Raw genomic sequence first — 14,750 nt, forward strand, 5'->3', positions numbered from 1 at the left:
GACGACAGGAGATGCTCACACGCTTCGACGTGGCCCCGCTGGCCGGGGCCGTGGCAGGGGCGGCAGCAGGTGCCGCCCGCAGCACCGCCGCGGGGATGGCGACCGCCTACGGCACGACCCTGCGCGTCCGGCACGTCGCCCGCAACGCCCTGGGCGGCGGTGCCCACTGGCGGGGCGGCCACCGCGTGCACCTGGCGCTGCGGGGGCCCGGCGGCGACACGGCCGCCCTCGCCCGCTCCGTGGCCGCCGAACTCGTCGACCACCCGGAAGTCCTGGCGGCCTACTGGGACGAGGGCCTGTCCCGTCTCGTGGTGACCGCCGTGGAGGAGGCCGCCACCGACCGGGTCGCCGCGCGGGCCGCCGAACTCGCCGCCCGCCTCGGCCTGGCCGAGGGCGCCGACCCGGAGGACGAGGAGGAGGCCGCCCACCCGGGCAGCCCCCGCGAGGTGCGCGTGGCCGCGGCGGCCCTGCTGATGGACGCCGCCGGAGTGGCCGGCGCGATGGCCGGCCGCTCGATGCGCCTGCCCCCGTCCCCGCGCATGGTCACCGCCGCCGTCACCCTGCTGCGCGAGAACCCGCGCTTCCGGGCCTTCCTGCGGCAGCGGTTCGGCCGGTCCGGCCGGGAACTCGTCCTCGCCGCCGCCAACGCCGCCGCGCACGGCGCGGGACAGTCCCCGGTGTCGCTGGTCCTCGACGCGCTGCTGCGCGGCGGCCAGCTGACCGAGGCGGTCGCCCGGGCCGCCGCCTTCGAGGCGCTGCACGACGACGTCTGCCGCGAGCACCGCACCAGCCTGGCCTGCCCGCCGGAGGTCCGGCCCCCGCTGCGGGTCACCCCCGCCAAGGAGTACGCGGCCCACGCGAGCACCGGCAGCGTCGCGGGTGCCGCCGCCACCCTGCTGGTCATGCACGACCCGAACGAGGCCGCCGAAGCCGTGCTGGCCGGTTCCCCCAAGGCCGCCCGGTACGGACCCGGCGCCTTCAGCGCCGCCCTCGGTACCTTCCTCGCCCGCTCCGGCATCCTGGTGCGCAGCGCCGAGCGCCTGCGGCAGCTGGAGATCGCCGACTCCCTCGTCCTGCACGCCGACGCCCTGCGCAACCGGCCGGCCACCGCCGACCCGCAGGCGCCCGAGGACCCGGTCGACCCCTTCGCCGAGGCCGTCCTCGACGCGGCCCGCCGGGCCGGCCTGCACGTCGTCGTCGCGGGCGGCTCCGACCTGAAGGACATCACCCGCCTCGCCGACGAGGCCGCCCCGTCCGGGCAGAGCTTCGGCGACGTCGTACGGGCCCTGCAGGACGACGGGCGCTGCGTGGTGACCGTCGCCCGCCTGGCCCCGGACCGCGACGGCGACGTCGCGGCCGGGCTGCCCGCCGGTGACGTGGCCATCGCCCTCACCGACGCCGGGGCCGCGGTCGTCTGGGGCGCCGACGCACTGGCCCCCGGCGGGCTGGCCGACGTGTGGCGGCTGCTGACCGCCATCCCGGCGGCCCGGCGCGTCGGCCGCCGGTCGCAGACCATGGCCCGCGCCGGCGCGGCCCTGGCGGGACTGATGGTGGCCCGCGGCGGCCGGCCGCCCTCCACCCGCGGCTGGCTGCCCCCGCTCACCCGGCACGCGCCGGTCAACATCGCCGCCGCGTGCGCCCTGCTGACGGGCTGGCTCGAAGCCGTCCGGGTGTCCCGCGCCACCCCGCCCCGGCCCCGGCTGCACATCCCCTGGCACGCGCTGGAGCCCGACGAGGCGCGCGGCCGGCTCGACCGCAGCCGCGACGACGCCGAACCGCGCGGCGTGGCCCTGCTCGCCGACCGCTCCCGGGAGCGCGCGCAGCGGATCGCCCGCAACCCCCTCGTGACCCCGGCGCGCTGGACGTGGCAGGCGGCCGGTGCCGTCCGCCGCGAACTCGACGACCCGCTCACCCCGGTCCTGGCCACCGGCGCGGTCGCCTCGGCGCTGCTCGGCTCGCTCGTCGACGCGCTGCTCGTCTTCGGCGCCATGGACCTCAACGCCATCACCGGCGGACTGCAGCGGATGCGCGCCGAGCAGGCCCTCGCCCGGCTCGCCGCCCGTCAGCAGCCCAAGGCGCGCAAGCAGGACGCCCAGCAGCGCACCGTCACCGTCGACGCGGCCCGGCTGCGGCCCGGCGACGAGATCAGCCTCGCCGCCGGGGACGTCGTCCCCGCCGACGCGCGGCTGCTGGAGGTCGACGGGCTGGAGGTCGACGAGTCCGCCCTCACCGGCGAGTCCCTCCCGGTGACCAAGGCCGTCGAGGCGACGCCCGGCGCCCCCGTGGCGCAGCGCGCCTGCATGGTGTTCGAGGGCACCACCGTCGTCGCCGGGCGGGCCACCGCGCTCGTGGTCCACACCGGCGAGCAGACCGAGGCCGGCCGCGCCGTCACCCTCGCCGCCCGCACCCCGCCGCCGGCCGGCGTCCAGGCCCGCCTGCAGGAACTCACCCGCAAGGCCCTGCCGGTGACCTTCACCGGCGGCGCGCTGGTGACCGGGCTGTCCCTGCTGCGCGGCAGCCCCGTGCGGCGCGCCGTCAGCGGCGGGGTCGCGGTCGCCGTCGCCGCGGTCCCCGAAGGGCTGCCGCTGGTCGCGACCGTCGCCCAGATGGCCGCCGCCCGCCGGCTCTCCCGGCGCGGCGTCCTGGTCCGCACCCCGCGCACCCTGGAGGCGCTCGGCCGGGTCGACACCGTCTGCTTCGACAAGACCGGCACGCTCACCGAGAACAGGCTGCGCCTGGTCCGCGTCGCCACCGCCGACCACGCCGTCCACGCACCCGGCGACGAGCCCGCCGTACCGGTCGTGCGGCTGGCCGCGCGGGCCTGCCCGCAGGAGGAGACGGGCCAGGGACGGCGGATCGCGCACGCCACCGACGAGGCCGTCCTCGACGCCGCACCGCCCGACGAGGGCTGGGCCCCCACCGGGGAACTGCCCTTCGAGGCCAGCCGCGGCTACGCCGCGGCGGTCGGCCGCGACGCCGGCGCGGGCGAACTCCTGGTCGTCAAGGGCGCCCCCGAGACGGTCCTGCCGGCCTGCCGCGACCTGCCCGGCGACGCCACCGACACCGCCCACCACCTGGCCGCACAGGGCCTGCGGGTGCTCGCCGTCGCCCAGCGGCCCTGCCGCGCCGACGACGCCGAGACCGAACTCGACGCGCCGCTCGGCGACCTGGAGTTCCGCGGCTTCGTCGCGCTGGCCGACGTGCCGCGCGAGACCTCGCACGCCCTGCTCACCGAACTGCGCCGCTCCGGGATCGTGCCCGTCATGCTCACCGGCGACCACCCGGAGACCGCGCGGGCGATCGCCCTGCAACTGGGCTGGCCGGAGGAGACCGAGGTCGTCACCGGCGACGAACTCGTCGCCATGGGCCGCCGCGACCGCGTCCGCGCCCTGCACGGCGCCGGCGTCGTCGCCCGGGTCGCCCCCGAGCAGAAACTGCACGTCGTGGAGGCCCTGCAACAGGCCGGCCGGGTCGTGGCGATGGCCGGCGACGGGGCCAACGACGCCGCCGCCATCCGCGCCGCCGACGTCGGCGTCGGCGTGGAGTCCCGCGGCTCGGCGGCCGCCCGCAACGCCGCCGACCTCGTGCTCACCACCGGCGACCTGTCGGTCCTGGTGGACGCGGTCCAGGAGGGCCGGGCCCTGTGGCGCAGCGTCGCCGACGCGGTCAGCATCCTCATCGGCGGCAACGCCGGCGAGGTCGGCTTCAGCGTCCTCGGCACCCTGCTGGCCGGCTCCTCCCCGCTGTCGACCCGTCAGCTGCTGCTGGTCAACCTGCTCACCGACATGTTCCCGGCCATGGCGGTGGCGGTGACCCCCAGCGACGACCCCTCGACCGCGGAGCACGCGGCGAGCGGCCCGATGGGGCTCGACGTCCTCGGCGCGCCCCTGCTGCGCGCCATCCGGCGCCGCGGCGTGACGACCTGCCTGGGCGCGGTGACGGCGTACCTGATCGGGCGGTTCACGCCCGGCACCGAACGCCGCGCGACGACCATGGCGCTGTGCGGCGTGGTCGGCGCCCAACTGGTGCAGACCCTCTCCGGCCGCCGCCACAGCCCCCTGGTGTGGACGACGGCCCTGGGCTCGGCCCTGGTCCTCGCCGCCCTCGTGCAGACCCCCGGGGTCAGCCACTTCTTCGGCTGCACCCCGCTCGGCCCCGGCGCCTGGACGGGCGTGGCCCTGGCCATCACCCTGTCGGCCCTGGCCCCGCGCCTGGAGCGCATGGAGCCGGTACGGCGGACGTACGCCCACGCCACCCGGCTGGCGCTGCGCCTGAACGACCTGAACCGGCAGGCCCGCGGCGTGCTGCACAGCGGCATCGCGCGGCCGGTGGCGTGACGCGGGGAGCACGGCGGCCGGACACAGCGGCGGCGGCCGTCCCGGGAACCGGTCCCGGGACGGCCGCCGCCGTCGGCCGCGTGAAGGAGGGTCAGACCTCGCCGCGCCAGGCGCCCGTCTCCGCGCCGCGCTTCTCGATGAACTCCTTGAAGCGCTTCAGATCGCCGGTGACCTGCCGCTTGACGAAGCCGAGCTTGTCGCCGACGGCCTCGGCCGCGCCGGCCGGCTCGAAGTCCATCTGCAGCATGATCTTCGTGGTGTCGTCCTGGATGCGGTGGAAGGTGACCACACCCGCCTGCCGCGCCTCGCCGTCCACCGTGGTCCAGGCGACGCGCTCGTCGGGAATCTGCTCGGTGATCTCCGCGTCGAACTCGCGCCGCACCCCGTCGACCTTCGTGACCCAGTGGGTGAGGGTGTCGGTGCGCTGCTCGATGCGCTCCACCCCGCCCATGAACTCCGGGAAGCTCTCGAACTGGGTCCACTGGTTGTAGGCGGTGTGGACCGGGACGCGGACCTCGATCGATTCCTCGACCTTCGACATGCGTACTCCCTCGCTCTCCTCTGTCTGGTGACGGACAGTGGGGGACGGGTACCTGGCCCGGCGCGGGCTAGTCATGGCGATCGCCGGCAGCACAGGAACAGGTGGGGTTCCGGCTCGGCCTCCGGCAGTCCGGGCGTGAACAGCACCTGCTGCTCCGACACGACCGTGAGGCCCGCCGCCTCCACCAGGGCGGCCAGGTCCGCGGCGGCGAAGCTGGTGACCCGCACCGGCTGCCCCATGAAGACCGCCTCGACGTCCTCCACGTCGACGGGCACGGTCGCCAGGACCAGGTGACCGCCCGGCCGCAGGGCCGCGGCCAGCCGCCGTACCAGGCCGGACTGTTCGGCGCGGGACATCTGGAGCAGCGAGAAGAACACGCAGACCGCGTCGTACGAGCCGTCGTCGAGCGGCACGTCGCGGATGTCGGCGCACCGGAAGGCGGCCCCGGGCACCTGCCGGGCGGCGAGTTCCACCATGACGGGGGAGACGTCGATCCCCAGCACGTCGTGGCCGGCCGCGGCGAGCACGGCCGCCGTGGGCCGTCCCGTGCCGCTGCCCACGTCCAGCACCCGGCTGCCGGGCCCGAGCCGCTCCAGCAGCCACTCCAGGGCTTCCCGGTGCGCCGCGGAGCCGCCGAACGCCTCCTCGTACCGGGCCCCCAGCGCGTCGAACACCGCGGCGGCCCGCCGCCGTTCGTCCCGGTCGGTCACGACATCCCCCCTCGTCGGCCCGCCAGCCACGTGCCGGCCGGCGTACGGCTGGGCATCGTGTCACCGCCGGTCCGGCCCGCACAACGGGGGCGGCGGATCGGGGCGCCGCTTGCGGGGGCCGGGCCCGGCACGGCAGGGTCGGGGCGTGCCCACCTTGCTGATCGTGCATCACACGCCCTCCCCCCACTGCCAGGCCATGTTCGAGGCCGTGCTGTCCGGCGCCACGGCCCCGGAGATCGAGGACGTCCGGGTGGTACGGCGGCCGGCGCTGTCCGCCACCGCCTCCGACGTCCTCGCCGCCGACGGCTACCTCCTCGGCACCCCGGCGAACCTCGGCTACATGTCCGGCGCCCTCAAGCACTTCTTCGACCTGGTCTACTACCCCTGCCTGGACGCCACCCGGGGCCGGCCGTTCGGCTACTGGGTGCACGGCGGCAACGACGTGACGGGGGCGGTGCGCGGCATCGAGGCGATCACGACGGGCCTCGGCTGGCGCCGCGCGGCCGACGCCGTCACCGTGACGGGCGAGCCCGGCAAGGCAGACACCGAGCGCTGCTGGGAGCTGGGCGCCGCCCTCGCCGCCGGCCTCATGGACTGAACGGCCCGCCCCGCGCACACTTCCGCCCCGGACCGGAGGGACTCCTCACGGTCCGGGGCGGAGGTGTGCGCGGCCCGGTGCCGGGCCGGTCAGGCGCCTTCCAGGCGGCGCCGGTCCTGCTCGTCCCACTTACGCGTGTCGCGGGGCTGGGTGTACGGCTCCTCCTCCGGCGGATGACCGCCGGCGATGGCCCGCTGCCGCGCCGTCTCGGCGTCGAACTCCAGGCCCAGCAGGACGGCCAGGTTGGTGATCCACAGCCAGATCAGGAAGACGATGACACCGGCCATCGTGCCGTAGGTCTTGTTGTACGACGCGAAGTTGGCGACGTAGAACGCGAACCCGGCGGAGGCGATCAGCCAGATGGCGAGGGCGAGGAAGCTGCCCGGGGTGATCCAGCGGAAGCCCTTCACCTTGGCGTTCGGGCTCGCCCAGTACAGGATCGCGATCATGACCGTGACCAGGACCACGAGGACCGGCCACTTGGCGATCGACCACACGGTCAGGGCGGTGTCCCCGAACCCCAGGGCGCCGCCCGCCTGGCGGGCCAGGCCGCCGGTGAAGACCACGATCACCGCGCTGACCACGGCCAGCACCATCAGCACGACCGTCACGCCGAGCCGCACCGGCAGGACCTTCCACACCGGACGTCCCTCGGGCATGTCGTAGACGGCGTTGGCCGCGCGGATGAACGCCGCCACGTACCCGGAGGCCGACCACACGGCCAGCAGGAGACCGACGATCGCCATCAGCGAGCCGACGCCCGCGTTGCCCTGCAGCTGCTCCACGGCCCGGGTGATGATGTCCCGGGCCGACCCGGGCGCCAGCTTCTGGAGGTTGTCCAGCACCCGTTCCGTGGCCGACCTGCCGGTGATGCCGAGCAGCGACACCAGCACCAGCAGCGCCGGGAACAGCGCCAGCACCCCGTAGTACGTCAGGGCGGCGGCCCGGTCGGTCAGTTCGTCGTCCTTGAACTCCCGCAGGCTGCCCTTCAGCACCGCCTTCCACGACCCGCGGGGCAGCTTCGTCGGCGAGTCCGGAGCCGCCCGCTCCACCTCCGGGTCCGGCCCCGGTTCGTCCGGCGGCGGAGCATCGCCGGTGTGCTGGTCTTTTCGCCCTGGAATGTGCAGCTTCACCATGCACTCCGGGTAACCCCGGACCGGCTCCTTAAGCAGCGGGCGGACGGCCGGGCGGGGCGGCGGACGCCGCCGACCCCGTGGGGCCGGTTCTCCGGGAGGGGTCCGCCCACACCTGCGGCCGGACGCGCCCGTGCCGGGGCGGCCTGCGGGCGGCTGGGCCACAACCCTTGTGGGAGCGCTCCCAGCACGGGCAGGATGCTCCGGTGACCACGTCTGCCTTCATCCGTCCCTACCGCGCCGAGGACCGGCCGGCCCTCGACGACGTCTGCGTCCGCACCGCGCACCTCGGCCAGGACAGCCGCCCCTTCTACGACGACCCCGGCATCTTCCCCGTGATCTTCGCGGCCCCCTACGTCCACCTGGAGCCCGAGCTGGCCTTCGTCCTGGACGACGGGCAGGGGCGGGCGGTCGGCTACATCCTCGGCACCGCCGACACCGCCCGCTTCGCCGAGGCGTTCCGCACCACCTGGCTGCCCCTGGTGGCCGACCGCTACCCGGAGCCGCCGGGGCCGCCGCGCACCCGCGACGAGACGATGGCCCACCTCCTGCACCACCCCGAGCGGATGGTCCTCCCGGAACTGGCCGGCCACCCCGCCCACCTGCACATCGACCTGCTGCCGCCGTGGCAGGGCCACGGCCACGGCCGCCGCCTCATGCGGACGTTCCTGCAGGCCCTCGCGGACCGCGGCGTGGAGGCCGTCCACCTCTCCATGGTGACCGCCAACACCCCGGCCCGGGCCTTCTACGACCGGCTGGGCTTCCGGGAACTCGACCAGGTCCCCCGCGACGACACGGTCACCTACCTGGGCCGGTCGACGAAGGAGCCGGTCTGACCGGCCCCCCTGCCGGCGGGAGCCGTGGGATCAGCGGCCGGGCCGGGTGAACTCGGGCTGGTCGAGCACGCGCAGCCAGCTCCCGTCGGGCTGGCGCCGGACGACCTGCGCCCGGGCGCCGGCCCCGTCCCCCGGCGGGGTCGAGGTGAGGGCGAGGTCGCCGCTGACCAGCGTCGGCAGCGGCGGCTCCGGCTCGAAACGGGGACGGCCGGCCAGCACCTTCTCCCACAGCGCCCGGATGGCCTCCCGGCCCACCGTCAGCTCGCCGGGCGGGTAGGCCAGCACCGCGTCCTCCTCGTACAGCGCGGCGACCCCGGCCGCGTCGCCGGCGTTGGACCGCTCCACGAACAGGCGGGTGATGTCCTCGGGCCGCAGGGCCTTCTCGTACTCCGGCATGGCGTCCTCCTCGCGTCGGGTTCCGGTGCCGTCCAGCGTGGTCGCCCGCCGACCAGAAGTCCAACAGATGGCTGTCATGGAAACTAGAATCCACAGTCATGGAACTGAGGCAGCTGGAGTACTTCGTCGCGGTCGCCGAGGAACGCAACTTCACCCGGGCCGCCGACCGCGTGCACATCAGCCAGTCCGGCGTCAGCGCCCAGATCCGTCAGCTCGAACGGGAACTCGGCGCCGAGCTGTTCGACCGGTCGGCGCGCACCGTCACCCTGACCGTGGCGGGGAAGGCCGCGCTCGGACACGCCCGCGCCGCGCTCGCCGCGGCCGGGGCGGTCGGCCAGGCGGTGGGGGAGGTCACCGACGTGATCCGGGGCCGCCTCACGGTCGGCATGGTCACCGGCTGCACCGTCACCCCGCTGTTCGACGCCCTCGCCGCCTTCCACCGGGCGCATCCCGGCGTCGAGCTCTCCCTGCTGGAGGACCACTCCGACCGGCTCGTCGAGCGGGTGCGCGCGGGCACCGCCGACCTGGCGCTGGTCGGGACCGCGAGCGCCGCCCCCGACGGGCTGGACGCGCTGACGATCGTCAGCGAGCGGCTCGTCGCGGCGGTCCCGCCCGGACACCCCCTGGCCGGCCGGCGGCGCGTCACCCTGCGCGCCCTGACCGCCCACCCGATCGTGTGCATGCCGCCCGGCACCGGTCTGCGCACCGTGTTCGACCGGGCCTGCGCCGCCCAGGACCTGCACCCCTCGATCGCGCTGCAGGCCAGTGCCGCGGACGCCGTCGCCGGCCTCGCCGCCCGCGGCCTCGGCGTCGCCGTCCTCAGCCGGTCGATGGCCGAGAGCCACCGCGACCGGCTCACCGCCCGCCTCATCGACGACCTCGCCACGCCGGCACTGCTCGCCCTGGTCTGGAAGGGCGCGCACAACCCCGCGGTACGCGAGCTGCTCGCGCACGCCCGACGGGCGTTCGGCACACCCGACCCCGCCCGGAGGTAGCACGCGGGGGGGCGACGCCTCGGGAGGCGGGTGGGGGACGCCGTCGCACCGGCTGCCGCGCCCACGGTCCCGTCGAGACCCGCACGCAGAAGGTCCGGGTGCCCGTCGCGGCGGCCGTACTCCGGAGGCACATGCGTCATCACCCTCCGCGGCGACGCCTCCTCGCCCCCTCGGGGCCGGTACCCGGCGACCCGGTCCAGGGACTCCGCCCCCCGCCCGACGGCCGCGAGTTCCCCACCTCGGCCTCCCGGGCCGCGAACGCCTCGTCCCCGGCCGGCGCGCCCGCGTCGCAGGCCGCCTGGAAGCCGGTCCCGCCGGACCGGACCATGGGCGCGTCGCCGTCCTCGAACACCCGACGGGACCAGGCACGCCCCACCTCCGCCAGGTGCCGCACCGGGCCGAGCGGCGAAAGCGCGGACGGCGGCATCGACCGCCGTCGCAGCCCCTCGTCGGTGAGCCCTGCGCCCTTCGGGGCGAGGGGCGCGGTGGTGGCCGGAGAAGGCCCGCAGCACGTCGCGTCCGCCGCCGAGACGGAGCGGCCCTGTGCGGTTGCCACCGGTCACCGGTGGTGCTCCTCGTCCGTGCCTGCGTCGAGGACCGGTGTTCGCTCCGCCGGGCCGTCCCGCGGGAGGGCCGTCGACCGGACCTGATCGTTCCCGCGGAGGCCGCCGGACACAGGAACCGGACACAGGACCGGACACAGGAACCCGAAGGGCTCATCGGGCCCCGCGGTCGCGCCTACTCCTCGGAGTCCGCCGTCCGGGCGCGAGGGTCCTCGTGCAGGACGACGAACAGCCCCCGCGCCCGCGTCCCGTCCGGCAGCCGCCAGGAGCCGGCGACGTGACCGGCCGCGCCCGGCGGCGGGAGGGGCGCGCCGGCCGGGGCGGGGCTCAGAACGCGGCGCAGGCGCAGTGCCGTGCCCGCGGGTGCGCGCAGCTCCGTGCCCTCCGGGTCGTCGGTGGCGCGCGCGGTGAAGGCCGGGAGGGCGCCGCCGTCACCGGAGCGGGAGCGGGTGACCTCACGGTCGGGCGTGTCGCTGGTGTTCTGGTCCTGGGCCTGGACGCGGCCCTCGATCAGCGCCGTCAACTGGGCGACCAGCACCGGGTCGTGGCAGCCGTCGTGGACCCAGCGCCGTCCGAGCGTCCCGTGCTCCATGGTCCCGACGAGGGCGTGCTCCGCCCCGTCGAGCGGGGCGCCGCGATAGGTGAGCGGCACCAGGTAGGTGACCGGGAGCGTGCCGGAGGCGTCGGTGACCGCCATGAACTCGATCCCGACCTCACCCTCCGGGTCGTCCAGCCGGAAGCCGCCCGCCTTGGCCAACTCCGGTGCGCCGCCGCCGCGGTACCACGGCCGGGAGGGGAGCCAGGCGGTGAGCAGTTCGAGCTTGCTCGGCTTGAGTTCGGTGCGATGGACGACGGCCATGCCGGGGCTTCTCCTCCGTCGGGCGGTTGCGGGGTTCCCACTGTCCCCTCCGCGCGGCGCCGCCCGCACGGATTTCCGCCGGACGGGAGCACGGGACGCGCGCCCGCCGCGGCCGGGCGCTCCCCGGTGCGGGCCGACCGACAGCAACGCGCCACCGGGCGCGGAAGTGGCGCAATCGTGTGTTGCAGCAGTGTTACGCGAGGCGCAGCCTGAGGTTTGCGGGAGCGCTCCCACGCCCCCGAACTCCCCACAGCGCACCACCCCGAAGACAGACAGACCCCCACATCGAAAGAGAAGATCATGAGTTGTCATGCCCATGTCCTTAGCGTGCGCTCGCGGGTGACGCTCGCCCTGAGCGTGCTCGCGGCCGTCCTGCTCTGCCTGATCCCCGGCAGCGGCACCGCCCGCGCCCACGGCTCGGTCGTCGACCCGGCGTCCCGCAACTACGGCTGCTGGCTGCGGTGGGGAAGCGACTTCCAGAACCCGGCCATGGCCCAGCAGGACCCGATGTGCTGGCAGGCGTGGCAGGCCGATCCCAACGCCATGTGGAACTGGAACGGCCTGTACCGCAACGGCTCCGGCGGCAACTTCCAGTCCGTCGTCCCCAACGGCCAGCTGTGCAGCGGCGGCCGTACCGAGAGCGGCCGCTACAACGCCCTGGACGCCGTGGGCCCGTGGAAGACCACCGACGTCACGAGCAACTTCACGGTGAAGCTGCACGACCAGGCCGGCCACGGCGCGGACTACATCCTGGTCTACGTCACCCGGCAGGGCTTCGACCCCACCACCCAGCCGCTGACCTGGAACGACCTGCAGCTGGTCGCCCGCACCGGCAAGTACGCGCCCGGCCAGAACTACTCGATCCCGGTGAGCACGTCGGGCCTGAGCGGCCGCCACGTCGTGTACACCGTCTGGCAGGCCTCGCACATGGACCAGACGTACTTCCTGTGCAGTGACGTGAACTTCCGCTGACACGGGCCGCACCGCCCCCGCCGGACGCTCCCGTCCGGCGGGGAGCCGTGTCCGCACCGTGTCACCGGGCCGGCGGGAACGCCCGCCGGCCCCGCGGTTCCTGAGAGTTCCCGAAGAATCCGTGAGGCGATTGAACGCACCCGGGCCCGCCTGCGTATGGGGCGGGGGGATTTCCATGCCGCCCCGCCGCCACGAAGCGTAGGAGTACTTCCTTGGGACGCAACACGCGCAGACGCCCCAGAGGCCCACAGCGCGCGACCTTCGCCGCGTTCGCCCTGATCCTCGGCGGAGGGGGGTTGGTGGCGGCGAACGTCTACGCCTCGGCGACCGAGGGCGGCACGGGCGGGGACCCCGCGGGGCGGGCGAACGGCGCGCCCGGCGCCGCCACGATCGACTGCCCGGACGTCGGCAGCCGCCTCACCTCGGTCCCCGGCGCGGCACAGGCGGAGGTCGACCAGCAGCTCGCCGCCCTCGACGAGCAGATCGCCCGGGCGTACCGGCAGCTGAGCGAGTCCGCGCGGAGCGGCGCCCCGGACCCGGCCGCCGCGCAGGACGCGGTCACCGGTCCGCTGGAGGAGCAGCGGACCGCGACGATCGGGCGCATCACGGCCGCCATCGGCGGCGCGGGCGACCGCCCGGAGGGGCTGGAGGCCCTCGCGGCCTGCACGGTGCGGGCCACCGCCGGGCAGCAGGGCGGCCAGGAACAGGGCGACGGCGGCGGGCAGCAGGGCGAGCAGCCCGGCAACGGCGGACAGGCGGGCAACGGGCCCGTCGCCGCGGACTACGCCGACCTCACCGCGGTCCGGCCGAACGTGCCGAACCCGCCCCGGACGGAAGACGCCTCGCGCGGCTCCTTCACCACCAGCTGCGGCGTGAACGAGAACGGCCGGTTCAACTCCGACAACGTGATCGTGGCCCCCGGCGTCGGCAACGGCGCCCACCACTTCCACGACTACGTCGGCAACCAGGCCAACGACGCCTTCGCCAGCGACGAGGACCTCGCGGGCGGGGAGACGACCTGCGAGAACCCGGGCGACAGGTCCTCCTACTTCTGGCCCGTGCTGCGGCTGCAGAACGGCACCCAGGAGCAGGACGCCCAGTCGCCCGGCGGCGGCGTCGAGGGCAACGCCGGCGAGATCGTCACCCCGAAGCAGGTCACGCTGACGTTCGTCGGCAACCCGCGCGGCGAGGTCACCGCCATGCCGCGGCTGCTGCGCATCATCACCGGCGACGCCAAGGCGTTCGTCAACGGGCCCGCCAACGCCAACGCCTCCTGGAGCTGCACCGGCCTGGAGGACCGCCAGCTGAAGGACAAGTACCCGCTGTGCCCGCAGGGCAGCGACGTGGTGCGCACCTTCCGGTTCCAGAGCTGCTGGGACGGCCGCAACATCGACAGCGCCAACCACCGCACCCACGTGGCGTTCGCGGCGGCCGACGGCAGCTGCCCGGCCGGCTTCCGGCCCGTCCCGCAGCTGGTGCAGCGCCTCGTGTACGACGTCGACGCCCCGAGCCTGGACGACGGCGGCCGCACCACCCCGCTGTTCGCGGTGGACTCCTTCCCCGAACAGCTGCACAAGCCGGTCACGGACCACGGCGACTTCATCAACGTCTTCGACGAGGACCTGATGCGGGAGATGGTCGACTGCATCAACGAGGGCCGGACGTGCGACGCCGGCGACGGTTCCGGCCCGGGACCGGGCGAGGAACCCGAAGAGCAGCCGACGGCCACCCCCGAGCCGCCGCGCGACGAACCGACCGAGGCTCCCGAGGGCCCGCAGGAGCAGCCGACCAGGACCGCCGAGCCGCCCGCGGACGGCGACGCCGGGGGAGAAGAGCCTTCCCGGCCCGCGGAGCCCTCCGCGCCCGCGGAATCCTCCGGTCCCGCGGAGCCCGCACAGCCCTCACAGCCCTCGGAGTCGGAGCCCGTGGCCGGGAGGCCGGGCACCGCGCCGGCGGGCGGCGGCGCGAGCTCGCCCCCGCGTACGGCGGAGCCCCGGGCGGGATCGGCGGCCCCGACCACCCGCAGCGCCGCGTCGACGCCCGGCGGGGGCGGCACGCAGGAGGGCGACGCGGACGCGGCGGGTGCCGCCGGGACACCGAGTGCCGTCGGTTCGCCGACCGCGCGCGACGAGGTCCCGGCGGCCGCCGGGCAGACCGAGCCGCAGACCGTGGGCGGTGGACTGGCCGCGACGGGCGCGCAGGTGTGGCCGGGGGCCGCGGGCGGCCTGCTGGTGATCGTGGGCGTCGTCCTGCTCCGCCGGGTGCGGCGCGGCCGGGCGTGAGCTGAGACCGCCCCGGGCGGCGGACGTACGGCGGCGGGACCCTTGAGGCACGGGTCCCGCCGCCGTCGTCATGCCCGTACCCGTGGCCGCCGCTGTCGTCATGCCCGTGCCCGTGCCCGTGGCCGTGGCCCGGCTCGGGGGAAGGGCCCGCGCGGCCTTCGGCGGCCGGGCCGCTCGGGAGCCGTGCCGCTCGAGCATCCAGCTCTTCGCCCGAAGCCGACGCGCTGACGCGCCGGCGAGGCGGCGAGGCGCGGCGTGTGCCGCGGATCGCGGCGGGCGTCGGAGCCCCTCGCCGTCACACACGTCCGTCCGGAGGTCTGGTCACCGGTTGCCCACGGAGGTCCGGTCGCTGGTCGACCAGGTCGTCCGGTGCGGTCGGCCGTGGAGGCCCCGTCACCGGCCGGCCTCGCCGTCTCGTACGGCCTGCCGCGGGGGTTCAGTCGCTGGTCGGCCTGGTCGCCTGGCCGGCCAGGTCGTCCGGTGCGGTCGGCCGTGGAGGCCCTGTCAGTGGTCGTCTTGCCGTCTCGT

11 protein-coding genes and 1 pseudogene are annotated in these 14,750 nt (G+C 75.7%); 6 read left to right on the plus strand and 6 right to left on the minus strand.

Going from position 1 to position 14,750, the window contains the following annotated elements:
• The first annotated feature begins 11 nt into the window (after window positions 1–11).
• Window positions 12–4,337, plus strand: a complete 4,326-nt coding sequence (locus tag ACIF8T_RS26700) for a cation-translocating P-type ATPase (protein WP_400038639.1) — start codon at window positions 12–14, stop codon at window positions 4,335–4,337.
• A 91-nt stretch (window positions 4,338–4,428) separates the two neighbouring features.
• Here ACIF8T_RS26700 and ACIF8T_RS26705 read toward each other — a convergent pair whose 3' ends face one another.
• Both ACIF8T_RS26705 and ACIF8T_RS26710 read right to left on the minus strand, forming a co-directional pair.
• Window positions 4,429–4,878, minus strand: a complete 450-nt coding sequence (locus ACIF8T_RS26705) for an SRPBCC family protein (protein ID WP_400038640.1) — start codon at window positions 4,876–4,878, stop codon at window positions 4,429–4,431.
• Between the two features lie 71 nt (window positions 4,879–4,949).
• The gene (locus ACIF8T_RS26710) at window positions 4,950–5,588 is read right to left on the minus strand and encodes a class I SAM-dependent methyltransferase (protein WP_400038641.1); all 639 of its coding nucleotides are present in this window, start codon (window positions 5,586–5,588) and stop codon (window positions 4,950–4,952) included.
• 145 nt (window positions 5,589–5,733) lie between these two features.
• Here ACIF8T_RS26710 and ACIF8T_RS26715 point away from each other — a divergent pair, with 145 nt between their 5' ends.
• On the plus strand, window positions 5,734–6,186 hold the full coding sequence (locus tag ACIF8T_RS26715; RefSeq protein WP_400038642.1) for a flavodoxin family protein: 453 nt from the start codon (window positions 5,734–5,736) through the stop codon (window positions 6,184–6,186).
• Between the two features lie 89 nt (window positions 6,187–6,275).
• Here the strand turns inward: ACIF8T_RS26715 and ACIF8T_RS26720 are convergent, their stop codons facing one another.
• Window positions 6,276–7,322 carry a YihY/virulence factor BrkB family protein gene (locus ACIF8T_RS26720; protein ID WP_400038643.1) on the minus strand — a complete coding sequence of 349 codons (1,047 nt, stop codon included), beginning with the start codon at window positions 7,320–7,322 and terminating at the stop codon, window positions 6,276–6,278.
• Window positions 7,323–7,525: 203 nt separating this feature from the next.
• Here ACIF8T_RS26720 and ACIF8T_RS26725 point away from each other — a divergent pair, with 203 nt between their 5' ends.
• On the plus strand, window positions 7,526–8,155 hold the full coding sequence (locus ACIF8T_RS26725; RefSeq protein WP_400038644.1) for a GNAT family N-acetyltransferase: 630 nt from the start codon (window positions 7,526–7,528) through the stop codon (window positions 8,153–8,155).
• Window positions 8,156–8,185: 30 nt separating this feature from the next.
• Here the strand turns inward: ACIF8T_RS26725 and ACIF8T_RS26730 are convergent, their stop codons facing one another.
• On the minus strand, window positions 8,186–8,551 hold the full coding sequence (locus tag ACIF8T_RS26730; protein ID WP_400038783.1) for a YybH family protein: 366 nt from the start codon (window positions 8,549–8,551) through the stop codon (window positions 8,186–8,188).
• A gap of 98 nt (window positions 8,552–8,649) precedes the next feature.
• On the opposite strand from ACIF8T_RS26730, the gene ACIF8T_RS26735 reads away from it, so the two are divergent.
• Complete coding sequence (locus ACIF8T_RS26735; RefSeq protein WP_400038645.1) at window positions 8,650–9,546, plus strand: LysR family transcriptional regulator; 897 nt, start codon at window positions 8,650–8,652, stop codon at window positions 9,544–9,546.
• A 56-nt stretch (window positions 9,547–9,602) separates the two neighbouring features.
• Here the strand turns inward: ACIF8T_RS26735 and ACIF8T_RS26740 are convergent.
• Together ACIF8T_RS26740 and ACIF8T_RS26745 are read right to left on the minus strand one after the other, a co-directional pair.
• A pseudogene (locus tag ACIF8T_RS26740) lies at window positions 9,603–10,109 on the minus strand (DUF664 domain-containing protein); the annotation flags it as partial.
• Window positions 10,110–10,284: 175 nt separating this feature from the next.
• Window positions 10,285–10,968 (minus strand): 1,4-alpha-glucan branching protein, encoded by a 684-nt coding sequence (locus tag ACIF8T_RS26745; protein WP_400038646.1) that lies wholly within the window; start codon window positions 10,966–10,968, stop codon window positions 10,285–10,287.
• 300 nt (window positions 10,969–11,268) lie between these two features.
• On the opposite strand from ACIF8T_RS26745, the gene ACIF8T_RS26750 reads away from it, so the two are divergent.
• Together ACIF8T_RS26750 and ACIF8T_RS26755 are read left to right on the plus strand one after the other, a co-directional pair.
• Window positions 11,269–11,940, plus strand: a complete 672-nt coding sequence (locus tag ACIF8T_RS26750) for a lytic polysaccharide monooxygenase (RefSeq protein ID WP_400038647.1) — start codon at window positions 11,269–11,271, stop codon at window positions 11,938–11,940.
• A 212-nt stretch (window positions 11,941–12,152) separates the two neighbouring features.
• Complete coding sequence (locus tag ACIF8T_RS26755; protein ID WP_400038648.1) at window positions 12,153–14,222, plus strand: DUF1996 domain-containing protein; 2,070 nt, start codon at window positions 12,153–12,155, stop codon at window positions 14,220–14,222.
• Window positions 14,223–14,750 lie beyond the last annotated feature (528 nt).

Origin of the sequence: Streptomyces sp. NPDC085946 (genome assembly GCF_044540485.1) — a bacterium.
In the GTDB taxonomy this organism is placed as follows: domain Bacteria; phylum Actinomycetota; class Actinomycetes; order Streptomycetales; family Streptomycetaceae; genus Streptomyces.